Source organism: Streptococcus sp. HMSC071H03 (assembly GCF_001813035.1).
Lineage (GTDB): Bacteria > Bacillota > Bacilli > Lactobacillales > Streptococcaceae > Streptococcus > Streptococcus anginosus.
Genome location: NZ_KV811167.1, coordinates 45,291 through 71,458, shown reverse-complemented (window position 1 = coordinate 71,458; position 26,168 = coordinate 45,291). Strand labels below are relative to the sequence as shown.

General features: G+C 39.4%; 21 protein-coding genes, 3 pseudogenes and 1 riboswitch. Of the genes and pseudogenes, 10 read left to right on the top strand and 14 right to left on the bottom strand.

Translation table 11 applies throughout. The features are described 5' to 3' along the window. Positions 1-79 (bottom strand): single-stranded DNA-binding protein (locus HMPREF2887_RS07120; RefSeq protein WP_148131506.1); only part of this gene is annotated, 79 nt, incomplete at its 3' end. An 11-nt stretch (positions 80-90) separates the two neighbouring features. Further along, entirely contained in the window at positions 91-381 is a 291-nt protein-coding gene (gene rpsF, locus HMPREF2887_RS07115; protein ID WP_003026325.1) for a 30S ribosomal protein S6, read from the bottom strand. A gap of 267 nt (positions 382-648) precedes the next feature. Between rpsF and HMPREF2887_RS07110 the strand changes: the two are divergent. The 3 genes and pseudogenes from HMPREF2887_RS07110 to HMPREF2887_RS07100 all read left to right on the top strand — a co-directional run bounded on the left by HMPREF2887_RS07110 (position 649) and on the right by HMPREF2887_RS07100 (position 2,980). Next, a pseudogene (locus tag HMPREF2887_RS07110) lies at positions 649-1,693 on the top strand (GtrA family protein). Then, positions 1,690-2,595, top strand: coding sequence for a phosphodiester glycosidase family protein (locus tag HMPREF2887_RS07105; protein WP_021002094.1), 906 nt, complete (start codon positions 1,690-1,692; stop codon positions 2,593-2,595). Before HMPREF2887_RS07110 ends, HMPREF2887_RS07105 begins: the two are co-directional and overlap by 4 nt. Further along, positions 2,570-2,980: a hypothetical protein gene (locus HMPREF2887_RS07100; RefSeq protein ID WP_021002095.1), complete on the top strand. Its 411-nt coding sequence runs from the start codon at positions 2,570-2,572 to the stop codon at positions 2,978-2,980. Before HMPREF2887_RS07105 ends, HMPREF2887_RS07100 begins: the two co-directional genes overlap by 26 nt. Positions 2,981-3,212: 232 nt before the next feature. Here the strand turns inward: HMPREF2887_RS07100 and HMPREF2887_RS07095 are convergent, their stop codons facing one another. The 5 genes and pseudogenes from HMPREF2887_RS07095 to metE form a co-directional block, all read right to left on the bottom strand. Beyond that, positions 3,213-3,818, bottom strand: coding sequence for a histidine phosphatase family protein (locus HMPREF2887_RS07095; RefSeq protein ID WP_021002096.1), 606 nt, complete (start codon positions 3,816-3,818; stop codon positions 3,213-3,215). Positions 3,819-3,829: 11 nt separating this feature from the next. Then, positions 3,830-4,671, bottom strand: a pseudogene (locus HMPREF2887_RS07090) (Cof-type HAD-IIB family hydrolase). A 12-nt stretch (positions 4,672-4,683) separates the two neighbouring features. Continuing rightward, positions 4,684-6,150 (bottom strand): annotated as a pseudogene (locus tag HMPREF2887_RS10540) (glycoside hydrolase family 1 protein). A gap of 223 nt (positions 6,151-6,373) precedes the next feature. Then, positions 6,374-7,228 (bottom strand): methylenetetrahydrofolate reductase [NAD(P)H], encoded by an 855-nt coding sequence (metF, locus tag HMPREF2887_RS07075; protein ID WP_084740974.1) that lies wholly within the window; start codon positions 7,226-7,228, stop codon positions 6,374-6,376. Positions 7,229-7,300: 72 nt separating this feature from the next. Next, on the bottom strand, positions 7,301-9,550 hold the full coding sequence (gene metE / locus HMPREF2887_RS07070) for a 5-methyltetrahydropteroyltriglutamate--homocysteine S-methyltransferase (protein ID WP_021002099.1): 2,250 nt from the start codon (positions 9,548-9,550) through the stop codon (positions 7,301-7,303). Between the two features lie 264 nt (positions 9,551-9,814). After that, positions 9,815-9,902, top strand: a riboswitch (TPP riboswitch). A gap of 82 nt (positions 9,903-9,984) precedes the next feature. Here metE and HMPREF2887_RS07065 point away from each other — a divergent pair. The 6 genes from HMPREF2887_RS07065 to HMPREF2887_RS07040 all read left to right on the top strand — a co-directional run bounded on the left by HMPREF2887_RS07065 (position 9,985) and on the right by HMPREF2887_RS07040 (position 15,172). Continuing rightward, positions 9,985-10,545 carry an ECF transporter S component gene (locus tag HMPREF2887_RS07065; protein WP_021002100.1) on the top strand — a complete coding sequence of 187 codons (561 nt, stop codon included), beginning with the start codon at positions 9,985-9,987 and terminating at the stop codon, positions 10,543-10,545. 1 nt (position 10,546) lies between these two features. Further along, positions 10,547-11,881: an ABC transporter ATP-binding protein gene (locus HMPREF2887_RS07060; protein ID WP_057489812.1), complete on the top strand. Its 1,335-nt coding sequence runs from the start codon at positions 10,547-10,549 to the stop codon at positions 11,879-11,881. Further along, a complete protein-coding gene (locus tag HMPREF2887_RS07055; RefSeq protein WP_003026346.1) occupies positions 11,878-12,531 on the top strand; it encodes an energy-coupling factor transporter transmembrane component T in 654 nt (217 codons plus the stop codon). Before HMPREF2887_RS07060 ends, HMPREF2887_RS07055 begins: the two co-directional genes overlap by 4 nt. 209 nt (positions 12,532-12,740) lie before the next feature. Beyond that, complete coding sequence (locus tag HMPREF2887_RS07050) at positions 12,741-13,367, top strand: alpha/beta fold hydrolase (RefSeq protein WP_003030552.1); 627 nt, start codon at positions 12,741-12,743, stop codon at positions 13,365-13,367. A gap of 126 nt (positions 13,368-13,493) precedes the next feature. After that, entirely contained in the window at positions 13,494-14,402 is a 909-nt protein-coding gene (locus HMPREF2887_RS07045; protein ID WP_003026350.1) for an ABC transporter ATP-binding protein, read from the top strand. A gap of 11 nt (positions 14,403-14,413) precedes the next feature. After that, positions 14,414-15,172 carry an ABC transporter permease gene (locus HMPREF2887_RS07040; RefSeq protein WP_021002102.1) on the top strand — a complete coding sequence of 253 codons (759 nt, stop codon included), beginning with the start codon at positions 14,414-14,416 and terminating at the stop codon, positions 15,170-15,172. A 49-nt stretch (positions 15,173-15,221) separates the two neighbouring features. Here the strand turns inward: HMPREF2887_RS07040 and HMPREF2887_RS07035 are convergent, their stop codons facing one another. From HMPREF2887_RS07035 to HMPREF2887_RS07015, 5 genes are all read right to left on the bottom strand, one after another. Then, positions 15,222-16,088 carry a sensor histidine kinase gene (locus HMPREF2887_RS07035; protein ID WP_021002103.1) on the bottom strand — a complete coding sequence of 289 codons (867 nt, stop codon included), beginning with the start codon at positions 16,086-16,088 and terminating at the stop codon, positions 15,222-15,224. A 2-nt stretch (positions 16,089-16,090) separates the two neighbouring features. Next, complete coding sequence (locus tag HMPREF2887_RS07030; protein ID WP_021002104.1) at positions 16,091-16,768, bottom strand: response regulator transcription factor; 678 nt, start codon at positions 16,766-16,768, stop codon at positions 16,091-16,093. Between the two features lie 200 nt (positions 16,769-16,968). Continuing rightward, positions 16,969-18,408 (bottom strand): 6-phospho-beta-glucosidase, encoded by a 1,440-nt coding sequence (locus HMPREF2887_RS07025; RefSeq protein WP_041784132.1) that lies wholly within the window; start codon positions 18,406-18,408, stop codon positions 16,969-16,971. Between the two features lie 254 nt (positions 18,409-18,662). Beyond that, positions 18,663-18,923, bottom strand: a complete 261-nt coding sequence (locus HMPREF2887_RS07020) for a SemiSWEET family transporter (RefSeq protein ID WP_003026359.1) — start codon at positions 18,921-18,923, stop codon at positions 18,663-18,665. A 149-nt stretch (positions 18,924-19,072) separates the two neighbouring features. Then, positions 19,073-20,335 carry an RNA-directed DNA polymerase gene (locus HMPREF2887_RS07015; RefSeq protein WP_084740971.1) on the bottom strand — a complete coding sequence of 421 codons (1,263 nt, stop codon included), beginning with the start codon at positions 20,333-20,335 and terminating at the stop codon, positions 19,073-19,075. 284 nt (positions 20,336-20,619) lie between these two features. On the opposite strand from HMPREF2887_RS07015, the gene HMPREF2887_RS07010 reads away from it, so the two are divergent. Further along, positions 20,620-22,602, top strand: coding sequence for an RNA-directed DNA polymerase (locus tag HMPREF2887_RS07010; RefSeq protein WP_003026363.1), 1,983 nt, complete (start codon positions 20,620-20,622; stop codon positions 22,600-22,602). Between the two features lie 40 nt (positions 22,603-22,642). Here the strand turns inward: HMPREF2887_RS07010 and spxB are convergent, their stop codons facing one another. Further along, complete coding sequence (spxB, locus tag HMPREF2887_RS07005; protein ID WP_021002106.1) at positions 22,643-24,418, bottom strand: pyruvate oxidase; 1,776 nt, start codon at positions 24,416-24,418, stop codon at positions 22,643-22,645. Positions 24,419-25,071: 653 nt separating this feature from the next. Beyond that, positions 25,072-26,168, bottom strand: a 1,097-nt coding sequence (gene ldcB, locus HMPREF2887_RS07000; protein WP_186821909.1) for an LD-carboxypeptidase LdcB/DacB, incomplete at its 5' end; no start/stop codon positions are given.

Below are 26,168 nucleotides of genomic sequence, written 5' to 3'. Positions count from 1 at the left end.
CGACCGCTTGATTTTGCGGAGTATAGCGAAGTTCGGCATCTCGGGTCATCCGACCCACAAGTACAACGTTATTTATCATAGTAACCCTTCTTATGCGTCAAGTTTGACGATCATGTGACGAAGAATGTCAGCGTTGATTTTTGAAAGACGGTCAAATTCATTCAAAGCGACTGCGTCTTCAGCTTCAACGTTTACGATGTGGTAAAGTCCTTCACGGAAATCTTGGATTTCGTATGCAAGACGACGTTTTTCCCAGTCTTTTGATTCAACAACAGTTGCACCGTTGTCAGTCAAGATAGAGTCAAAGCGTGCTACCAAAGCGTTTTTTGCTTCTTCTTCAATGTTTGGACGAATAATATAAAGAATTTCGTATTTAGCCATTGATTTTTCCTCCTTTTGGTCTAATGACCCCCAGCCATTACAAGGGGTAAGTGAGGTTTTCTCACGAGTAACTATTATACTAAACTTTTTGGGAAATAGCAAGAAAAATTCGATTTTTGTTTTTGTAAAAAGCACAGTTTTTCCCTATACTCCATTACCCATTCCATTCCAAAACCTTAAAAAAAGCTGATATCAGTTAGTTTTAAGCTATGCTCTATATACTGTTGTGTAAATTTTCTATCACTTTTCTAAGAAAGGAGTAAACACATGAACTATTTAGTCATTCCCGCTTACAAACCCGACCTCAATCTCCTTCATCTTTTGCAAAAAGTGAAGGAAAAGAGTTCGCTGCAAATCATCGTGGTAAATGACGGCAGTCCGACTAGTTATGATTCGATTTTCCAGGAAGCTCAAAAAATACGCTACGGTTCTATGCTATATGACCAACCAAGGCAAAGGGCAAGCGCTAAAAACTGCTTTTTCTTATATTGATTCCTTAGGTCAATATGGAACAGTGGTCACAGCTGATGCAGATGGTCAACACAAAGTGTGGGATATTTTCCGAGTGAGCAAAAAGGCTCAAGAAAACCCCAATCACTTGATTATGGGAGCGCGTTCTTTTTCTGGCAACGTTCCTTTGCGTTCGGCTTTTGGAAATAAATTAACACGATTTCTGTTTAAGCAACAGACTGGTGTTTCCGTGACAGACACCCAAACAGGACTTCGTGGATTTACAACCAACATGATTCCGTTTATGTTGGAGGTTGAAGGGCAGCGTTATGAATATGAAATGAATATGCTGCTAGCTGCTTCTAAAGAATACCCTATCATTGAAGTGCCAATCGAGACGGTTTATATCAATGACAATCAAGCTTCTCACTTTAGACCAGTACGCGACGGGCTTATGATCTACAAAGACATGTTTAAATTTGCACTCTCTTCAATTAGTAGTTTTTCGATTGACTATATCGTCTATGCTCTGGCACTCTTGTTGCTTGCTGCAGTTCCGACTAGTCTCAAAATTTTACTAGCAAACGGAGTGGCTCGTGTCACTAGCTCGATTTTTAATTACTCCACAAACAAAAGATTGGTCTTTAAAAATAAAGACAGTGTTGTTAAAACGGGTACTTGTTATTTCGGGCTAGCCTTGGGCTTGTTTATCCTTGACACCCTTTTGATTAGACTCTTTTACGCCATCTTCGGTCTCAATTTGCTGATTGTTAAAATCATTGTCGGCGCACTGCTTTTTTGTCTCTCTTGGCTCGTGCAAAAAAAAATTATTTTCAAGGAAAGGACTCATACCTTATTATGAAATTTTTTAAAAAATCCTATGCTTATGCTAGTCTCTTTGGTATTTTGCTAACAGGGTCGTTTACCTACTCAATGTTAAAAACTTTTGTCTTGTCAGAGTCTATTACAACTGTAAAATCTTCTTCAAGCTCGACAAGTACAACTGCTGCTAAAGCCGCAACAAATGCTACAAAGACTGATACGAGCTATAAAGACGATAATATTTCAGTAAAGATTACTACAAAAACCGTCAGCAACACGAAAGTATACATTGCAGATATTACGGTCAGCTCGCCTGAATATCTCAAAACCGCTCTAGCGCAAAATACTTATGGAAATAACGTGACTGCTAAGACTTCTGTCACAGCAGCCAATAACAACGCCATTCTTGCTATCAACGGGGACTACTACGGAGCCAACACGACTGGCTATGTCATCCGTAACGGTGTTGTTTATCGAGATACCGTACGTGAAGATGCTAGCAATGGTGACTTAGCTATTTATAAAGATGGGAGCTTCGGAATTGTTTACGAAAATGATGTTTCTGCTGATGACTTGGTTAAAAATGGTGTTGTAAACCTTCTTGCCTTTGGTCCGGCTTTGGTTGAAAATGGTAAGATTGCTGTTTCAAGCAATTCAGAAGTGGGGCAATCCATGTCTTCGAATCCACGTACAGCTATTGGAATGATTGATAAGAATCATTATATTATCGTTGTATCAGACGGTCGAACTTCAGAAAGCGCTGGGCTTTCTCTTTACGAACTCGCAGAAGTTATGAAGTCTTACGGTGTGAAAACAGCCTACAATCTGGACGGTGGTGGTTCGTCTACTCTTTATTTCAATGGAAAAGTCGTCAATAAACCAACGACAAACGGAACAATTTCAGAAAGGGCGGTGAGTGACATTGTCTACATTGGTTACTAAAGCAAGCAAGAAACGGTTCAAAAAGACAGCCGTTGTCTATGCCTTAATCACAGTATTTTTCTTCATTTTCAGTCGTATTTACGAGCACTTCAGCTTTGGTGAAACTTCAGTTTATATGCATTATCTCTTTGGAGTGCCACTAATAGGAGGGATGGTGCTTCTGATTTTTCAAAAAATGATTCCTAATCTTTCGCGTCTCAGTCTCAATCTTTGGAATTCTGCGGTTGCAACCATTGCTACGGGCGTTCTCTTTCGCGGCATTGTCAACCTGTCTGGACGCTCCACCACAATGGACCTCCCCTACTGGTACGTAGGAATTGGACTTGCTGGATTAGCTCTGCTCTCCATGAGCTTCACCAGAAGCGTGTGGGTGACAGAAGAATAGCGGTTATAATGTTACAAATCTCGAAAATTTCTTCGAGATTTTTTTCGTAAAATACTTAAGTTCAGAATAGTTTACTAATGCAATCACCTACAGAAAAAGGAAAGTTGAGAAAATTACATATAAAAAGAAAGAAAATGATAGTTTTGGTCATCATTTTCTTTCTTTTATTCAACTGTTTAACAACTATGCTATTTTCTCTATAAGAGATCAAGCGATAATAAGTAAGTTGCCGTTACAAGTCATAGACCGTTTTAGCCAATGGGTCAATAACTTGTCGAAGCAGAAACTGGTCGTTTTCATATTGGTAATGACAAATAGCACAGTTACTGAAATAAATATTAGGATCAGGAAAATAGCCTACTTTTAGATAAAAAGCCCACATAGCGCCACCGTGGCTGACGACCAATGTTGGATTTTCAACAGTAGGCGTTTTTTTCATGACTTCTGTCAGAGTGGTCAGCATGCGTTCTCCTACTTGAGTCACATCTTCACCCCCATAAGGCACGTATAAATCTTCAAAAGACACCGCACCAGCTCGAAACTTGGGCTGCAATCTTTCTGGCTGAGCTTCAAAAAACCCAAAATTCCACTCTTTCACTCCTTTGAGACGGGTGTAATCTGTTCGACCCGTCACAATTTCCAAGGTATCACAGGCTCGTTCAGAGGTTGAGCTGTAAGCCGCATCAAATACGACCCCTGCATTTTTAAAATACTGCCCAGCCACCTGAGCCTGATACACTCCTAAGTCCGTCAAAGGGGCGTCACACCAGCCTTGAATCCGATGTCGCTTATTGAATAAAGTTTGCCCGTGTCGCATCAAATAAAGTGTTTTTGTCATAAACTGTTCCTCTAAAGAAGTTCTAATTTTTCAAAGGCATTGTAGAGACCGTCCTCGGCCACATCATCTGTCACCATATCCGCCATGGCTAATATTTCTGGGCCGCCATTACCCATAGAAACCCCAATTTGACAATATTCCAACATCGGAATGTCAATCTTGGCATCTCCAAATGCAATCGTATCTTCTTTTTCGCCCCCAAATGCTCTAACAGCACATCAATCGCATGAGCTTTCGTAATATCCTTAACTCCTAAGTCACCAAAGAGAGCTTCTTCCCCACGACCACCCCATGTACCAGCCTTGAGCTCTGGAAAAGCTTCCTTAGAGTCCAAGTGATCCTGATAAGAAGTGAGAATAAAGCTGATTTTATTTAGATCATCTCGGTAAAGCTCACCACCAAAGACCATGCCGTGCATCACATCTTCAACCTCTTGATGTTCAACTTCCGCATCTGTTTTTCCTTTTTTCTTGGCATAAAGTTTCATGACCGGACGCGCTGCATCACGGAAATGCTCACTAGCAAAGAGACCGTTGTTACTTTCTAAATAAAATTCCAATCCTCTCTCATGCAGCCAGTCTACCACTCTCTTTTCCACCTCTAAAGGAATCAACTGATGCATGATGACCTGACCTTCATGCTCCACATAAGAACCATTCCCGCCAATCATACCGTCCAGACCAATATCCCAGATTTCCTGAGGCATTTCCGCCTTACTACGTCCCGTACAGACATAGATCAGATGCCCATTTCCCCGCGCCTGACGAATAGCCTGAATAGCGGATTCTGGAATGCGATTATCATAATCCACCAAAGTTCCGTCTACATCTAAAAAGATAATTTTTCTGCTCATCTGTTGACCTCTCTATTCTTCTAAGGCCGCTGCCCCGTTGGTTTCAATCACTTTCTGATACCAGAAGAAAGAATCCTTGCGGGAGCAGTCATAGCTTCCATTTCCTTCATCATCTGCATCCACATAGATAAATCCATAGCGCTTGCTCATCTCAGAAGTAGAGGCAGAAACCAAGTCAATACAGCCCCAAGGCGTGTAACCCATAAGCTCCACTCCATCCTCAATCGATTCGTACATTTGCTTAATATGCTCCTTGAGGTAATCAATTCGGTAGCTGTCGTGGATAGAGCCGTCTGCTTCTACTTTATCCAAAGCACCCAATCCATTTTCTACGATGAAAAGCGGAACCTGATAGCGGTCATAGAGCTTATTGAGGGTAATGCGCAGACCCACCGAGTCAATTTGCCAACCCCAATCAGAGGCTTCTAGATAAGGATTTTTTCACCCAAAGAGAAAGCCTGTAGTTCTTTCACCTTCTTCTGTTCCTTTAGCACGCGCTACAGAAGACATGTAATAGCTGAAGGACATAAAGTCCACCGGATACTGCGCTAGCAATTCTAAGTCCCCGTCTTCGATTTTCAACTTAATGCCATTTTGTTTGAAAAAGCGTTGAGCATAACTTGGATATTTTCCGCGCACCTGTACATCAGAGAAGAAAAGATTTTCATGGTCCTGCTGAATTTCTTCCATAACATCTAAAGGATTGCAAGTCGCTGCATAGGACTGCATACGCGCCAACATCATACCGACTTTAAAGCCTGGATTGATTTCTCGCGCTGTTTTAACTGCTAAACTGCTAGCTACAAATTGATGATGCGCTGCTTGATACAAATCTTGGAAATTTTGTTTTCCGTCTTCAAAAAGCAATCCGCCGCCGACATAACCAGAAATCCCCATAACATTGATTGCGTTAAACGTCAGCCAGTACTTAACTTTATTTTTATATCGCTCAAAAACCGTTCGCACATAGCGTTCGAAAAAGCCGATAACTCGGCGATCTTTCCAGCCACCGTACTCTAATGCCAAATGAATCGGTGTCTCATAGTGCGACAGGGTCACCAAAGGCTCAATGCCATATTTCAAGAGTTCGTCAAAGACCGCATCGTAAAAAGCCAGCCCTTCTTCATTAGGCTCTACATCGTCTCCATTAGGGAAAATTCGACTCCAAGCGATAGAAAGGCGGAAAGTTTTAAAGCCCATTTCTGCAAAAAGAGCAATATCTTCCTTGTAACAATGATAAAAGTCAGAGCCCCAGCGCTTAGGATAGAGTCCTTCCTTATCATTAAGAGCAGCTTCTACTTTTTCTCTGGTCATGGGTGCGGCAAAACCTTCCATATTTTGACGCTCCTCAGGGCGTACAGCTTTGGCTGTATCAGACGTAGCCGGACCACGACCACCTAAATCCCAGCCACCTTCATACTGATTGGCTGCAGTCGCGCCACCTCATAAAAAGCCATTCGGAAACTGTTTTTCTGTCATTTCATTCACCTCGTTCTTTGATTACTTCTATTATACTCTTTTTTGAAACCCTTTTCTTGTAGAATAATCAGAAATAGTGATACTATTCTTTTATTACTCAATATTCTCTATTAATCAGAAAACCAAAAAGAGCGCATTTTCAGCACTCTTTTAAGGTTTCTAGCTGCAACTGCAGAACAACAAAGGTCAGAACATCCTGTTCCCAAAACAAGTCAGGACATGCTTACTTATCAAAAAATGTATGCGTTGCTTGATAAATTTGATGAGCAGTACTGGAATTGTTCATTGTATATAGATAAACACCCGCCACATCTTGCGTGACTAAGTCAACAATTTGGTCAATCGCATAAGCTAATCCTGCTGCTCTGAGTGACTCTGGATCGTGTTCATATTTATCTAGAATAGAGCAAAATTTTCGTGGTAAATAAATGTTTTCACAGGTTTTGAGCAAACGAAGAGCTTGATTTCGGTTTAAAATCGGCATAATCCCCGCATGAATCGGAACCTCAATCCCTGCTAAAATACATTTATCTTGAAAATCGTAAAAACTCTCATTGTCAAAGAAAAGTTGTGTTAAAAGGCTGGAACAGCCGGCATCCACCTTCTTTTTGAGATTTTGGATATCCGAGATTTGATTGGGCGAGTCTGGATGACCTTCTGGATAACAGGCACCCACAATCTCAAAGTGAGGAGCTTCTTTCTTAATATACTCAATCAAATCTGTTGCGTAGACGAAATCCTTTTGGGGCTCCACATCAGGGAGGATATCCCCTCTGAGTGCCAATACTTTATGAACACCTACCTTATCAAGTGCTGTCAGAGTTTCTGTAACCATTTCCTTAGTCAGATAAACCGCAGGCAGGTGAGCAATGGTCGGGATGTGCAGGTCATTGCGGATAAAGTCCGCCAGACGCACCGTCGTTTCTTCAATATTGAACTTACTATTACTCGCTGTGACACTGATAAAATGAGGCACCAGGTCCTGCATTTCCTTCAGGGCCGCCATAATCTTTTCATTGCCTACTGCTGGATTGGGAGGAAATACTTCAAAAGAGAGAGACGGGCTTTGGCTAGACATGTTTCACAATTCCTTTACTAAGACAGCAAGGGCAGGGGCAGGCCCTCCCTTCTGTCAGCTCTTATTTTTTGATTAAAGTTTTTCACGCGCTGCCTTGGCTGCCTCTACCAGGCGGACCAGGCTGGCCTTGGTTTCAGTAATACCACGCGTTTTCAAACCGCAGTCAGGATTGATCCAGACCTTGCGGCTCGGCACCTTGGCCAGGATGGCCTCGATGGTGTGGTCGATTTCCCCTTCATTTGGTACACGAGGAGAGTGGATATCGTAAACTCCAGGTCCCACTTCTGTCTGGAAGTTCTTAGCCTTAAGCTCATCCAGGATTTCCAGGTTGGAGCGGCTGGCTTCAAAGGAGATAACATCCGCATCCATGTTGTCAATGGCCGGGATAATATCGGTAAACTCTGAGTAGCACATGTGGGTATGGATCTGCGTATCCGGGGCAACGGTAGAGTGGACCAGACGGAAGGCCGGAATAGCCCAGTCCAGATAGTCTTCATACCAGTCGCTGCGACGGAGCGGCAGCTTTTCACGCAGGGCAGCTTCATCGATTTGGATAATCTTAACGCCGGCAGCTTCCAGGTCCAGAACTTCGTCCTTGATGGCCAGGGCAATCTGCAGGGTAGAGTCCTTGATGGAAATATCTTCCCGTGGGAAGGACCAGTTGAGGATGGTTACAGGTCCCGTCAGCATTCCCTTAACCGGCTTGTCAGTCCGGCTTTGAGCATAGCTGGACCATTTAACAGTAATCGGGTTGAGGCGGGTTACATCTCCCCAGATAATCGGCGGTTTCACCCCACGCATACCGTATGATTGTACCCAACCATTCTTAGAGAAGAGATAACCTGACAGGTTTTGACCGAAGTACTCAACCATGTCATTACGCTCGAACTCACCATGCACCAGCACGTCAAAGCCAACTTCTTCTTGCCATTTGATCCATTCGTCGATCTGCTCAGCCAGGAACTTATCATAGTCTTCCTGAGAAAGCTCACCCTTGCGGAAGGCCAGGCGCTTGGCCCGAACTTCCTTGGTCTGAGGGAAGGAACCGATGGTTGTCGTCGGCAGGGCCGGCAGTTTGAAGGCTTCCTCCTGGATGGCTTCGCGTTCTGCGAAGGCCGGCAGGCGAGTGTAGTCGGCATCGGTCAATCCAGCGATACGAGTTGCCAATTCAGCATTTTTACCGACACGCTCTGTCGCAAAGAGTTCCTTGTTGGCAACCAAGACTTCTGCTCCGCCACCATTGCGGATGGCATCCAGGTCCCGGATCTCATCCAGCTTTTCCACCGCAAAGGCAAAGTGCTTGAGGATGGCTTCTTCAAAGTCTTCATTGGTTGTGGTGAAAGGTACATGCAGCAGGGAGCAGGAGCTGGTCAGCACAAGCTTTTCAACCGGAACCTGCTCCAGAACAGCCAGGCTCTTTTCATAATTGTTGCGCCAGATATTCTTACCGTTGACAATCCCGGCATAGAGGGTCTTGTCGGCCGGAAAGCCAGACTTGACCAGCTCCAGGGTTTTCTTGCCTTCGACAAAGTCCAGACCGATAGCGTCTACCGGCAGTTCGATTAAATCAGAGTAGATATCCCGAACATCGCCGAAGTAGGTTTGGATCAGGACTTCCAGTCCCTTCTTGTCCGCCAGGAGCTTCTTGTAAAGATCCAGGAAGAGGGCCTTCTCCTCGGCGGACAGGTCCTTGACCAGGATTGGCTCATCCAGCTGGATACGCTCAGCTCCCAGGTCGGCCAATGTGGCCAAGACTTCCTGATAAGCCTTGGCCAGGGCATCCACAAACTGGGCAGCCTCTACCCCTTCTTCAAAGTCGGACAGCTGCAGGAGGGTGAAGGGACCTACCAGGACCGGACGGGTATCCAGGCCCAGCTCCTTGGCTTCCTGGTATTCGTCAAAAATCTTGTGACCGACCAGTTTGACCTCAGTGTCTTTTTCAAATTTTGGAACGATGTAATGGTAGTTGGTGTTGAACCACTTTTTCATGGGCAGGGCACGTACGTCCCCTTTTTCTCCTTGGTAGCCGCGGGCCAGGGCAAAGTAACGCTCCAGGTCAGACAGGTCCAGGCCCTGAACAGAGGACGGCACTACGTTAAAGAGGAAGGCGGCATCCAAAACATTATCATAGTGAGAAAAGTCGTTGGACGGCACTTCGGTAATCCCGTGCTCTTTGACGATATTCCAGTGCTTGGCGCGCAGGTCCTTGGCAGCAGCCAGGAGCTCTTGAGCTGAAATTTCATTCCTAAAGTATTTTTCAGTGGTGAATTTTAATTCGCGGAATTCTCCCAAACGCGGGAAGCCGATAATCGTTGTTGACATAGTCATCCTCCAAAATTTCTTGTTGACACTATCTTAACAGAAATTAAGTCCCCTGTATAATTGGAATTTCTAGGAGTTTGTTATAGTTAAAAACTATAGCAATATTCCAAATATATATTAAACGTTGATTTCATCGCGTGTCGTTCAACATTTTATGATTTAATATAGTTTAAGGCTATGACAGCCGTATACATCAAAATTTTTGAAAATCCTTTGCTTGCTATTTTTGAAAATAGATGTTAGAATAGCAACATAATAAAAAGCAAAGAACATTTGGGGTGCTGAGGCTGAGATTATACCCATGGAACCTGATGCAGTTAATGCTGCCGCAGGGAAATGTATAAGAAAGACCAAACCGTTCTAATCATTTATGTGATTAGATTTTATTTTGTCGTGCTAAAACTCCTCATCTGCTCTGTTTGAAGGAGTTTTTTATGTTTGAAAAATGGAGTTTACGAGATGTTATCCTCTTAGCTCTTTTAGCTATTCTTTTCGGTGGGATTTTTGTCGGTTCAGGTTTTCTTTACAATATTTTGACAGCTATTTTAGCGCCAGCAGGTTTGGAGCCTTTCGCCAATGAAGTCTTGTTCGGACTTTGGTGCATGGCAGCTCCTATGTCAGCTATGCTCATTCGCAAAACTGGTAGCGCCACGATTGGAGAAGTACTTGCAGCCCTCGCAGAGGTACTATATGGTAGCCAATTTGGCATGAGCACTTTGATTTCTGGTCTCATTCAAGGGTTTGGTAGTGAGCTTGGTTTTGCGGCAACGCGATACAAACGCTACGACTGGCTATCACTGGCTTACAGCGCCATTGGTACGACCCTTTTGAGCTTTACCTATGAATATTTTAAAATTGGTTACTATGCTTTCAATCTCGGTTTTGTCTTAGCATTGCTTGTTGTCCGCTTCCTTTCTGTGTTCTTTTTCTGTGCTGTTCTAGTCAAAACTATTATGAATCTTTACGACAAGATTAACCAAGCTGCTGGTAAATAAGATGAAACTAACATTAGAGCACATTTATTTTAGAGATGTCTTTAAAGATTTAACCTTCGCCTTTGAAACAGGGAAAATGACACTCTTAATTGGTAATACTGGTGCTGGCAAATCAACTCTTTTTCGGATTTTAACGAATTTCAACGAACTAGACTTCTCTGGAGAGGTCAAACTAGGTGATACACTACTATCTCATTTACCTATTCATAAACGAGTCACCTACCTCAGCATGATGTTTCAAAATCCAAGCCGTCAATTCACCATGCCAACTCTCTATGAGGAATTGATTTTTACCTTAGAAAATCTCCAAACACCCTCTGACCAGATTGATGAAAAAATCCAGCATGCGATTGCACTTGGCAAAGTAGAGCACTTGCTTCATCGAGACTTTCTGACTCTATCTGGTGGAGAAAAGCAACAAGTCTCTCTGGCGGTTCTGTTGGCTATGGATTCGCAGATTATTCTATTGGACGAGCCCTTTGCTTCTGTCGATCAAGAAGCACGCAAGCGCTTGATTCATTTACTATCAGATTTGACAAAAATGGAGAAAACGGTGATTCTGTGCGACCACGACCGCAGTCTCTATGCGGACTGCGTTGACCACCTTGTTGAATTAAAAAATGGGGAACTTTTTGAACGAGATGTAGCTCTTTTAAAAAAGGAACTCCCAAGCTATCAGCTGGCACGCGAAAATACCCAGCGAAATCCTCTCTTACAATTACAGCACGTTTCCTGTCAATTTGACTCCAAAATACTTTTTACGATTGAGGATTTTACTTTTCAGCAAGGTATTACAACCCTCATCGGAGCTAACGGTGCTGGTAAATCAACTCTTTTTCGTGCCATTTTGCAATTACAAAAATACAAAGACAATATGAGTTATCAGGGACGAAAACTCAAGAAAAGCAAACAATTGTACCGCCATATTACTGCCGTTGTTCAAGATGCAGAAAAGCAATTCATTCGGACGACACCTGCAGAAGAATTAAACCTGTCCTCTCTTTCAAGCGAAAACCAAGCAAAGGTACAAGAAGCTTTGGATTTATTTGGTTTAGCGGACAAAATGGATTCCAGCCTTTTTCACTTGAGCGGTGGGCAGAAAAAAATCATTCAATTATTGGCTATCCTGACCTTGGAAACTCCTGTCATACTTATGGACGAGCCATTTACTGGCTTAGATAAAAAGGCCTGTGATTTTTTTGCCAATTGGATTAGAGAAAAAGCTACACAACAGAGCTTTATTATCATTTCTCATCGCTTAGAACCCTTGGACGGTATTAGTGATTATTTGGTAGAGCTGACGTCTCACGGGCTGACAGAAAGGAGAGCGCTATGAAAAAAGAAGAAACAAATGTCCTAGCACTCTTGCTCCTTCTCATTGTACTGACGCTAGAAATTTCCTTTATCCGCTCAACATGGCTCAACTGCGCTATTGTCGCAGGAACACTCATCTACCTTATTTATATTAGGAAATGGTGGGGCATTCTCTGGGTGTTCCTTCTGCCATTACTTCCGGCATTAGCAAATTTCTGGGCTATTCAGCTTCACGGTGACAAAAGTCAAGCGATTGTTCTTTTTACACGTTCCTTTGCTTTAGCGGCTCTGGGAATGACCTTTTTATACGGCGTCAATCTCAATCAACTCTTGCGCTACTGGCATCAAAAAGGGCTCCCGAGTCATTTTACCTACGGACTGCTCGTTGTCTTAAACGCCATTCCAGTCATTCAAAAAGAAATCCAAGCTGTTCGCGAAGCTAGTCTCTTGCGAGGTAAAACCTTACATTTCTGGTCGCCAATCTTTTATATCAAAGCAATTTTTATCGCTTTCAACTGGCGAGATTCCTATGTAGAAGCTATGTATGCACACGGCTTTGATGAGACTGTCAAGCGAAGCTATTACCGACATTTAGAAACACCAAAAAGCACCACCCTTGCTTGCTTCTTGATTTTCCTCCTTATCAATCTAACCCTTTTTATCCCAAAGTAGGAATTTGATACAAAAAACACTACAATCAATTTTATTTTTTAGAAGGTCTTTTTATCCATTTAAAGTAGGTCATCGTCTAATTCTATCGCAACACAAGCACCTTCTTTATGCTATAATGATATCAAGTAATCCAATTTATGATAGATTTTAATAGGTTTACTCTTACAATCGTTCCCATCTCTTTTGTTGAAAATAAAAAGGAATCACTCATGAAAATCATTTTTTTACACGGTCTTGGACAGGATAAACACTCTTGGGATAAAGTCCGTGAACTTCTGCCACAATATGACACCGAGGCTTTAGACCTCTTTTACACAAATAACAACATCATTACAGTCTCTCAGCTAGAACAACACCTTTGTCAGGAACTTCAAGCCATCAACGAACCATTTGTTCTAGTTGGATTGTCCCTCGGTGGAACTCTTGCCTTAAAGGTGGGGCAACAATTTCCTCAGCTCCAAGCACTCGTTTTATCAGGAACTCAATATAAACTAAGCTCCAATCTACTCTATAAACTCCAGCTGCTTATTTTCTCTTGCCTACCAGACTCTCTATTTAAAAAAGAGGGGCTTCATAAAAAATCTTTTGTTGGCCTGTTAAAAGACTTGAAAAATTTAGATTTATCAAGTCAACTAAGTGCAATACAACTTCCCAGCCTCATCATCTGTGGCAGCAAAGATTGGCCTAACCTGCCTTCCTCTAAAAAATTAGCTACAGCTTTACCACAAGCAGATTTTGTGACACTTTCAGGTGGAAATCATACACTTAACACAGACCACCCTCAAGAAATGGCCGCTATGATTGAAAGATTTATCCTACAAAATTGTGAAATCTGAGGTTTTCTCAGATTTTTTAAATTTTAGAAATATTTGAGAATTGCTTGAGACTTATTTGACAGGCATTTTGTATACTAAATAGTGAAAAGAGGGGAACTCTACGATAGAAAAAATGGAGGTCACGTTATGGAAACTGTTGTAAATGTGAAACACATCAGCAAGAGATTTGGACAACAACTCGCTTTGAATGATGTCAGTCTCACCGTGAAGCAAGGAGAAATTTACGGGCTAATTGGGAAAAATGGAGCTGGTAAGACAACGCTTATCAAAGTGATTACCCAGTTGATTCAGCCCAATAGCGGTACGGTCGCTCTCTTTGGCTCTTCTAATAAATCCGAATGGACACACGCTCTCAAACGAGTTGGTTCTGTCATTGAAGCACCCGCTGCTTACAATCACTTGACGGCTTATGAAAACTTAAACTATTGCTGCAAGATACGGCATATCCCAAATGCGGACAAGGTTATCCGAGAAACTCTCTCTTACGTCGGACTAACCAATACTGGCAAGAAAAAATTCCGAGACTTTTCTCTTGGAATGAAACAGCGCTTGGGCATTGCTATTGCTCTTCTGTCAAAACCAGATTTGATGATTTTGGATGAACCGATTAACGGGCTTGACCCTGTCGGAATCAAAGAATTCCGCCAGTTGGTGCAACGTCTCAATGAAGAATTAAATATGACCTTCATCATTTCCAGTCATATTTTAAGTGAACTATACTTGGTCGCTACAAAATTCGGCATCATTGAAAATGGTCATCTCATCAAAGAAATTACGAAAGCAGAATTTGAAGAGCAAAATGAAGATTATATCGTTTTGAAAACAAATAATCTTGCTGAAGCAAGCAAAATTCTTCACGATCAACTAGGCTACCGCCTCAAAGTTGTAAATGCAACAGATGAAATACACATCTTCACTCACTCGCACGAAATCAACAAGATTGTTCAAACGCTAGGGGCAGAGAATGTTACCATTAACGAAATTTACTATGCTCGCCAAGATTTAGAAAAATACTTTACAGATTTGGTAGAATAGGGAGGTTTATCATGTTCCACACAATTCAAGCAGACTTTTATCGTCTTTTTCGTTCAAAAGGTTTTTGGATTACAGAAATCCTTTTTATCATCACACTCTTATTAGGTGTGCTCTACGGTGTTGTGGGAAGTATCGGAGTTCATACAGATACAAAAGCTTTTGAAAAACTGGGTGATAACGGAGGTTGGACTGGCTTTGAGGCTATCACTAAAACCTCTGATAATCTTAGTAATACCATTATCTTTACTATTATCCTTGTTGTTTTATTGATTGGAATTGATCTCACCCAGAAATTATATAAAAATTCTATTACTAGTGGTATTTCACGGACAGAATTCTATTTATCTAAATTCCTTGTTCTGGCAACTCTCATCGTACTTCAATTGATTCTAACCTATTCCTCATTTATTCCAGCTACGCTCATCAATGGTATGGGAACCGCCCCCAAACATTTTCTTTCTAATTTTCTCATTACGATAGGGGTTCAATTTATTTGTACCCTAGCTTGGGTTAGCCTTGTTTCTTTCGTACTGTATGCTACCAACTCTATTATAGCTGCTATTTTCACTTATTTGATCGGTGTTTCCCTGCTAAGTCTGCCAACTGTCTTTTATCCAGATATTGACTGGTTGAAATACTTGAACATGCAATTCTATTTTGACATGGTTTCTAAACAGGATATGGTCTTCAAAACCATAACCATCGCTCTTCTCATCACACTTCTTTTTACATTTAGTGGTATACAGGTATTTAAAAGAAAAGATTTATAACAAAAGAAAACAGCTAGTCAAAGATTAGCTGTTTTTCTGTATAAAATATTCACAAACGGACAAGCAATTCAAACCAATTTCCTTTAGCTTTCATGGTTAAATCACCGCCAAGAATATCTACCAGTTGTTGAGTGATATAAAGTCCTAAACCAGAGGATTCTTCCGTGTTAGAGAGATTTTCAGAATAAAAGCGATTGGTTAATTTTTCCAAATGCTGAATTGGCTGACGGACAATATTTTTTACACTTAAAAGAATAGCCGCATCTTTTCGGATTAAAGATAGCTGGGCATTTTCCTTTCCATGCTTGAGGACATTGCTCAACATATTTTGGACAATTCGCTCTAAAATTTCTGGATCTGACTTTATTACTAACCCCTCCTGCAAATTTACTTGCAATTCAATTCCTTGCTTTTGAAAGGCATCATAAAAAGGAAGCATTTGCTTTGCAATCAGCTTGGAAATATCTATTTGTCGAAATTGTGGTCGAACTGCACCTTCCATAAGACGGCGGTATTCCATGAGAGCTTCTAAACGATTGGAAACAACGGACAGATTGGTCGCAATTTTCAACAGCTGTTCATTTTCTTCTTTTCCCTTTATAAGTTGTTGGGTATAGCCACTAGCAATGGTCAAGGGTGTGCGAATATCATGAGCAATATTGCTAATCGCCATATCCAAGGTTTTCTTTTCCTGACGAGCTATAAAACGTGTCTGCTCTACTTCTTGAAAGAGCTTTTCAACTTCATTTGCCAACTCAACAATCGTTTGGCTGTGGTTTTGAGGTGCCAAACGAATTTCACTGCTTGTTTTTCGTTTTTCTCGAATCTGTGCCGCCAGATTTCTCACTGCCAAATGATAACGTAACAGCAAAATTCCAAGCAGACTGATGAACATAATTAGTATAACATCAAGCATTCTCAGCCCTCCTTGAGCCGTACACCTAATCCCCAAATTGTTTCGATATATTCTTCCGAATCATCTACTTGTGCCAATTTCTTACGAAGATTGCTGAGATGAGTGTTGAGCGTGTTGTCTCTCGGCAAATATGCCTCTTCCCAAATCAACTCAAACAGTTCTTCCTTTGTGTAAATTTTCTTCGGATGATGAAGCAAGGCTTGAAGTATCTGATACTCTTTCTTGCCTAAACGAACCCGTTTCTCGCCATTGACTACTTCAAATGTTTCTGATGAAAGACGGATATTTTTTATCCCTTGAATTTCCGTCGCTTGCTTTTGTGAAAGATGATTGCGCAGTTGCACCGTCACACGCGCAAAAACCTCGTCTAGATCGAACGGTTTGACAATATAATCATTAGCGCCGTCCAACAGATACTGACTAACCAGCGATTTCTCACCCAAAGCTGTCAGCATGACCACTGGAATCTGACTGTTTTTGCGAATTTCTGCCAAGACCTGATCACCGTTTTTCCCTGGCAGCATAATGTCCAGCAATACCAAATCAATTGCTTCCTGCGCAAAAAGCAGCAACCCTTCCGTTCCAGAATAAGCCGAGAAAACTCTGTGCTCAGTTTCAAATAAATCTTTTAAAATGTCATGAATATCGTTGTTATCTTCGATGATTAAAATAGTAGCCATATTACATCCATTTCCAGTAAAATCTCTTATCCATAGTGTAACAAGGAAAAAGACGGAAGTCAACGGAAAGCAAAAAAGAGAGTGGGATGACGAAATCAAGTTTCTACGAAGCTACTGATTTCTGCCCCACTCTCACCGAATTCTTGAAATAAGAGAGCCGATTAAAATGATTTTAAATTTTGTCTCACGCCCCAATTGCTCTATTTCACACTTGCCCCATTAGTCGCAATGACTTCCTTATACCAATTGAACGATTTTTTCTTGGAACGTTTAAGTGTGCCTTCCCCATCGTTATCCCGGTCTACATAGATGAAGCCATAGCGTTTTTTCATCTCACCGGTTCCAGCGGAAACGAGGTCAATACAGCCCCAAGTGGTGTATCCTAGAAGTTCTACACCGTCTACATTAATCGCATCGCGCATAGCCTTGATATGGGCTGCTAGATAGTCAATACGGTAGTCATCTTCGACATAGCCATTTTCATCTGGCGTATCAACTGCTCCCAGCCCGTTTTCCACGATAAACATCGGCTTTTGATAGCGATCCCAGATGACGTTAAGGGTAATTCGCAAGCCCAGCGGATCAATCTGCCAGCCCCACTCAGAAGATTCTAGGTAAGGATTCTTAAGCGAGGCAAAGATATTTCCGGCAGTTTTTTCATTGACCTTTGGATCACCAGAAGCCACACGGCTAGAATAATAAGAGAAGGAAATAAAATCCACCGTATAGGTCTTGAGCAAGTCTAGGTCTTCTTTTGTCATTTCAACCTCAATACCCAAACGCTCCCATTTCTTCTTGGCATAGTTTGGATATTCTCCTCTGGACTGGACATCGATGAAGAAATAGCTTTCCCGATCTTCCTGCAAAGCTGCCCAGTAATCTGCCGGATTGGCTGTATTTGGATAATACTGACCAGCTGCCAGCATGCAGCCAACCTTGTTTTCAGGGTCAATCTCATGTGCCAACTTGGTCGCAATAGCTGACGCTACCAATTCATGATGAGCTGCTTGGTATTTGACCTGCTCTTCATTTTCCCCTTCTTCAAAGTAAAGTCCTGCTCCCATAAACGGTGCATGGAGAATCATATTGATTTCATTGAAAGTCAGCCAGTATTTGACTAGCCCCTTGTAGCGGATAAAAAGAGTGCGGCAGAGACGCTCGTAAAATTCCAGCATTTTGCGGCTGCGCCAGCCTCCGTATTCCTCAATCAAGTGCATAGGACAGTCAAAGTGGGTGATGGTCACCAGAGGCTCGATGCCATACTTATGGCATTCCTTAAAGAGGTCTTCGTAAAATTTCAAGCCTGCTTCGTTGGGCTCCAGCTCATCTCCCTTTGGAAAAATCCGAGACCAGGCGATAGAGAGTCGATAAGTTTTAAAGCCCATTTCGCCAAAAAGCGCAATATCTTCTTTAAAATGATGATACATATCAATGGACTCTTTTGCCGGATAGAAATAGCCTTCCTCAAAGTCAAACATCTTTTTTTTACCCGTGATGATGGCCAGACGGTCCTCACCAATCGGCACCACATCTACATTGGCCAGCCCGCGACCATCCGCAGCATAAGCGCCCTCACACTGGTTGGCAGCTGTCGCTCCGCCCCACAAGAAACCATCAGGAAAAGTCAGTTTTTCAGTCATATTTCTACTCGCTTTCTTATTTTGATTGTTCATTTACTTATATTATACCGCAATCTCAAAACCTTTACTTGTAAAATGATACGAAATAGTGATACTATTCTAGTTTTTGCCAACTTGTTTTCACTCTGATTCTTTCCCCAGCTCTTTAAAATAAACTCATCTTTTCCAATGAGCACAGACATCAAACAAGGTCTTTCTGCAAACTGAGAAAAAGAAAAAAAGAAGACTGAAAAAACAGTCTCCTCCTATTCCTTTTAAATCAAGGCAGTGATTGCAGTCACCAGACCAAAAATGATACCTGGTGCATTTGCTGCTGCAAGCGGAATGTCTCTTTCTTGCTTGAAAAGGCCGTAGTAGACCCAGAGACTACAGTTGATGGCCGCAACAAGTGGTTGAATGAAATTTCCTTTTTGCCCAGCTAGATTATTCATGATTTGTGGAAAATAAGACACATACATCATCACGGACATAAAAGTTGCAACCCAACCCAGTATTTTCACTTGGTTTTCAGTCATTTTCAAAACCTCTTTCATTTTTTCGTTTTATATTTTATAACGATAAACCAAAACAATCAAGTATTTCATTGCTTTGTTATGAAGATGTAAACTATCACAATCTTGTGATAAGGATAAAACCAAGCAAAAAGACCGGATTGCTCCGATCTTTAATCTTCACCAAATCGTAAACTTAGCTTTTTCATAATTTTCTTTTGTAAATTAATTTTATTGAACTCTAAATATTTATTCGTATATACTTTCGAAGTATAAGATACTCCTACACGCAAACAAATTTTCTCCAAAGTTTTCACTGAAAGTTTCTCATAATGATATCGATTATTCAGCAGGGATAAAATATCATCTCTCGGAGAATCGGAAGTAATAACTCTATTGTCCACCGATACAATACTAATCAATAGATACGCTTGTCTTGAAGATAAATAGCCATTTTCCTTGTAAGATCTTATGAAATAATGATACATTCTTAAAAAATTTTTTAGCTTATCCTCTGAGTTAATAAAACCGTAAGAATAACTTAATCCAAATTTTACTACTTGATTATTCTCTCCTTTTGATGAAACTCCATGTATAAGATTTTTTAATCGGTAGTATAAAATCCAGAATGCTTCTGGTTTATCATTATCATTTTTAAATCGTTTAAAATATCGGATTAATTTGTTTAAAAGTTTAGCTTTAAATTTATTTTCAGAAATATCTATCACAAGATTATTTTTTGTCTGTTCTTTTTCTTCTGAGTTAATGAATTTTATTTGATATTTAGAGAATTCATACCCTAGATAGGTAAAACGAAAATCATCTCTACTACTCTTCTTAGGATTACTTTTGTCACTATTTACTTCTAGATGATAATCTCTTAAAACTTTCTTAATAGATCTAATTACATCATTTTCATCAATACTTTCATTGATAATTAATAATATATCATCAACATAGCGTACATATAGTAGTGGCTTCCATTCTAACTGTACTATTGAATCAAATTCCTCTAAATACAACTCAGCTAAAGAATTGGAGAAAGCAAGACCTAACGGAACTCCCTTATAATCTTTTGAGAATATAAAAGATTTAATTGTCTCTATACTTGAATCATTTAAAATTGAAGATTTAATTATTTTACTATATAGTATATGCTTATTAATTGAGGGGAAAAAATTCTTTATATCTATCTTTATTACTTTAAATTCTAAAGGAGTAAATGATAAGTCCTTACGATTTAAATAAATTTCTCCTTGTGATAAAAATTGTATAATAGTTCTTATTATTGCATTCCTATCTGGAATCTTTAAACTATACTTGTTAATAATTTCTTTATTGATTTTTTGCAATTCATTATGAATAATATCAGTTCTAGCAGAATATACAGTACGGCCGTTGCTTCTATGTTTTAAAATGTTATATTTTAACTTCATATCTTATCCTTATAAAAGTAGGCAGCACAGGTATTATCCTGTGCTTTACTAAAAATAGATATTCACATGATTCCAAGTATCTAGAATAGTATGTTATCATGCAATAAACCAATAGTTGGTTATGTAAAAACTTTTTGTGTGTACTGGGATACAAAATATAGCAAATGATCCTATACTTATATCAAGATATATAATTAATAATTAATTATTAATCCTTCTTCCATGCCTACCCGTTATATGGTACAATAAATAAAAATAATAATCAATACTTTAAGAGGCCTTAAATGAATAATTTTTTTAAGTATACTTGTTTTTTGAGAACGGAATTACTTCCTCAAGAAATACCTCTATTTTTTTCAAATAATCCTATTACTGAAAATATTGATACAATTTTTCAACATATAGAAGATATTGATTCTCAAGACAATTATACAATTCCTCTAAACTTTAAAATCCCCAAAAATAATAATTCAACAAGAACACTTTCTTTGCTACATCCACTATCTCAAATAGAAGCTATGATTTATATTATGAAATATGAATTTCTTATCTTAAATCATCTTAAAAAATCTAATTTTAATATTAGAAAAGCTATAAAATTTAATAACCTAACTTTTAATGGAACAAAAAATATACATGAAAAGCGGCTAAAACTTGAACAGGATTATAGCATAAAAAAATCAGATTCTACTATTACAACCGAAGAACTTGATAAGAATATAAAAAAATATTTCGCATATTCTAAACACCATAAACTAATCGAAATTTTAAAAAATCCTCTTTTTATACGTTCTAGAAATAAGTATAGATATTTTTTAAAACTGGATATTCAGAATTTCTTCAAGAGCATATACACTCATTCAATAGTCTGGGCAATCGTTGGTGGAAAAGATATAGGAAAAACTTTAAGTAGATATAAATACTCTAATACTTTCGCTTCAAAAACAGATAAACTTCTACAAAAAAGCAATAATAATGAAACAAATGGAATTTTATTAGGACCCGAATTAAATAGGATTATTTCTGATTTACTTTTAACAACTATTGATGTCGATGTACAGAATAAATTAAACCATTTAAAACATAAAACAGATTATGATATCTACAGATTTATTGATGATTATTTTATATTTGCTACCTCAAAAGAAACAATTGAAGATATTGAAAAAGCTATTAAAACATGTTTAGAAAACTATAATCTCACGTTAAATGATGCCAAAAAAGAAATACATGAAACTCCATATTATATTGGAGAACCTGCAATAAATGATACTATAATTAGTATAGATATTTTAAACTTACACAGAAAAAATTTAGCAAATGAATTAATTTCCCCTAACAAAGATATTGAAAAAGGAGAGGAATTTAAATATATTGTTGGAAAACACCATTACTGGCTAAACTTCCACCACGATATTTCACGCATAACAACACTAAACAAGCAAGCAACTAGAAAAATTGTATTATATGTACTGAAAGCTATAAAAATTTATATTGACCCAAATTCTCTGAAAAAAGCAAATCCTTATTCATATATTAAAAATTTGTATACTGCACTGGAAGTTATTACATCCGTATATTCAACTTATCTTGATTTTGATACTACTCATGCATTTATTAGAATATTACTCAGATTAAAAAATGGTCTACACGAGCTAAAAGAGGATGAAAGTATAAATCAAGATGAAATACTTAATATTGAGAACAAAATTTTTGAACATGTTTATAGAGTTTTGAAACAAAACAAGCATAATTTAAATAATTCAACGGATCTAATATTATTTTTAGAAACCTTTAATAAAAAACTTTCTCCTCAATTTTTATGTGAAATCCTTGAACTTCATTCTAAAGACTATTTTACTTTGTGTAGTATAGCTCACTACATTCAAGATCAAAGGGCAAAAAATAATTTTTTAAATCCTAGATATAAAATTGTTCTAAAAAAACTTTCATCTAAAATCGATTATATAATTTCTAATCCTCCCAAGTCTATGAATGGAAAATCTCCTCTATTTGATGCGAATTACTTTTATTTCTTAAATGATTTTTCACATTATAAACCTATTAAAAAAAATGATATTAACCTATACGAAAAAATAAAAGATCAACTAAGTGTAGAAATCGAAAATACTGGTAAACTAAAACCATTGTTTCGTAATATCACTAAATCATCTTATTTCAACTGGAAACTTAATAAATATGATTTCGAACTCCTAGTTATTAACAAACTACTCCAACAACGTGAGAATATCTCATCTACATATTAAAAAATTAGCTTGAAAATTTCAGGCTAATTTTTTAGATGGATTATTTAATTGCGCGTGATTGCAATCCTTCTTCTTCCAAGAAGAGGCGGAATGGTACGAGTTCTTCTGCTTCGTATTTTTCCTTGAAGGCTTTGATAGCTTCTTCTGAGTGAAGTTTCGGATCGAGTTCAAGGACTTCTACTGGAAGCGGACGGTGTTGCGTGATGCGAGCATCAATGACAACAGTTTTACCTTCTTTGTTGAGTTTTACAGCTTCTGCAACGACTGCGTCGATGTCTTCGATACGGTCAACTGTAAATCCAACAGCTCCTTGAGCTTCAGCAATTTTCGCGTAGTCAGCGTTAGGGAAGTCAACACCAAACAAGTGTTTGTTTGTGTCTTCGTATTTGTTCTTGATGAAGGCATACTCATCGTTTGTGAAGACCACGTTGATAACTGGAAGGTTGTATTGAACGTTCGTGATCACGTCTGGGTAGCACATATTGAATGCACCGTCACCCATGATGTTCCATACTTGGCGATCTGGATTATCTTTCTTAGCAGCGATACCACCAGGAAGGGCGATACCCATTGTCGCAAAGAGTGGAGATGTACGCCACATGTTCTTAGGTGTCATGTGAAGGTGACGAGTTGATGTTTGAGTAGAGTTCCCTACGTCGATTGAGTAGATAGCATCTTGGTCAGCATATTTGTTAATGGCATTGTAAACTTGGTACAACTGCAATTCACCCTCAGTTTTACCTTCAAGTTTGTTCATGTAATCGCGCCAGTTTTGGTTGTTCTTAACGTTTGCACGCCACCATGGAGTAGACTCAACTGGGTTTACTTTGTCAAGGATTGCTTTAGCTGCTTGACCTGCATCACCAAGGATAGAAGCGTCAAGGGCATGGCGTTTACCAAGTTTGTAAGGGTCGATATCCACTTGGATGAATTTTTCAGTATTCTTGAAGGCTTCGTAAACTTCAGCAAACGGGAAGTTTGAACCAAGGAAAAGAACTGTATCTGCTTCAAAGACCACTTCGTTGGCTGGTTTCCAACCAACACGGTAAGCAGAACCTGTCAAACCTTCGTAGTTCCACTCAAAAGCTTCAAAGTTTTTACCAGTTGTGATGATTGGTGCTTTGATTTTACGTGACAATTCTGTAATCACTTCACCGGCTTTGACACCACCAAATCCAGCATAGATAACTGGGCGCTCAGCCTTGTTCAAAATTTCAACAGCTTTGTTGATTTCAACTTCGTTCAAAGCAGGAGCAATGAATGAACGTTCGTATGACCCTGAACCGTAGTATGAGTTCTCGTCGATTTCTTGGAAACCGAAGTTTACTGGAATTTCTACAACAGCTGGCCCTTTTTTAGAAACAGCAGCACGGCAAGCTTCGTCAATAACTTTTGGCAATTGCTCTGCGTAAGCTACACGTTTGTTGTAAACAGCGATACCGTTGTACATTGGGTTTTGGTTCAATTCTTGGAAGGCATCCATGTTCAATTCGTTAACAGGACGTGATCCAAGGATAGCAAGGAATGGAGTGTTATCCATAGCTGCATCGTAAACACCGTTAATCAAGTGAGTCGCACCTGGACCACCTGAACCAACTGCAACCCCGATTGAGCCGCCGAATTTAGCTTGCATCACCGCTGCAAGAGCACCAGTTTCTTCGTGGCGAACTTGCAAGAAGCGGATATCTTTGTCTTCAGCCAAAGCATCCATGAGTGAGCTGAGTGTTCCTGATGGGATACCGTAGATTGTGTCTACGCCCCATGTTTTCAATACGTTGAGCATTGCTGCAGAAGCAGTAATTTTTCCTTGAGTCATTATAACTCTCCTTCAAAAATTTTAATGATTCATTGAAAACTTTCAGACAATATAATGAAAACGTTTCAACAAACCTTACTATATCAATTTATCATCTTTTGATAGTCCTGTATAAGAATATGCTCAATAAAGCTTGATAACTATTACATAACAAAATATCTAAATTTTTCAAAATTCTGCAATGTATTTTATAATAGATTTCAGAAAAGGCTTGAAATAAAGTTTATTGGGCAGAAAAATTTCAACTATATTTTCATATTGTTTGCATTTTCACAAAATTGGAATCTATTTATCCAGAGGCGTATAAATTTCAAAAGACAATCATCATGAATTTTTTTAAGAAATTGTTTTTGTTATCGCATTGTCGTAAATCTTGCTAACGAGAAAATCACTTTTTATATTTGCATCGTGATTTCAAATTCCATAAAGAAACTACAGCTCTGCATTTTGGTAGAAAATGAACTAACACATCAATGCTTTAGAGAAAGAAGACATGCTACAGAATACCTTACGTTGTTAAGAAAATAGCTAGAAAGTTTATGAAACTACTACTTAATCTATCCAATTATTAGCATTTGCTTGCACTAGTTTCTTAGTAAATAGAAAAAAACGAGTCTGGCAATAAAGCCAAACTCGCTTTATAGATTGCTGAATCAGCTGATAGCAATATACCGTCTCTTTCCGCTAAAAGCGATGTAAGAAATCCATGTTACACCGTCTGCGTTTAAAACCTTGTCATAAGTGACCGATTGTCCAGCATTATAATAAGCTAGTTCAGGAGCCGACATTCTAGGTTCCGCTTTGATAGAGGAACGTTTCGTGAAACGATAGACGCCTTGAGCAGGGATAACTGGCTTTTGAGAAGACGGAGTAGACGGTTTTGGCGTTGTTGCTGACGTAACATAATCTCCACCTTCAAAGCCATAATATTCCTCTAAACTCAAACCAGAATGATAAATCTCATCAGCTTCCTTGCCAATATAACGAATATGCCATGCTTCTGGCATATAGCCTGTTGAAGCTTCTTTACCTGGTTGATAACGAACTACAAAACCGTAGCGATGTGCATTATTTTTCAACCAAGTACTTGCAGCAGCATCTTCCAAAAGATTACCAGCTTTATCCGTTAAGTCAAAGACAAGACCTGTTTGGTGTTCACTATAGCCCGGACGTGCAGAGTAACGATCCGCAGCAGCTTGACCATCTTTGTTCACATAATTTTGATACAGAACTTTTTGATAATCATAACTTCTAAATCCGCTGTAAGCATAACCAACATTATAGCCTTGAGCAATCATATCATTTCTTAATCGAAGAAAGGCAGCTTTTGCAGTTGGATTTTCACCAGGATTGTAGTTAGCAGCCATCGGATGTTTTTTATTTGCCACTGCAATCTCGTCATATTTTCCTTGGACAAAGTAGTAAGAGCCATTATATTGTACTTCTTTTACACTCGTTTGAGATCCTTCTACCTTAGTTGTTGTGCCGGTCACACCTTGCAGGCTACCATCTGACTGAATGTAATACATGTGAATGTTGTATTCACCGCGATTATTTTTATGACGGCGGATATCTACACTCAACTTATAGGTGCCATCTGTTTGCTTAATCGCATCGTACCAGATCACATCATCTTGACCGCCTTGACTGGACCAAACAGGCAACTTCACCGTCTTCACACCCTTGGTCGAGCTGACATTCGTTACCACCACATCGAAACCTTGGGAAGTCTTGTTTTCAATGTGAATCG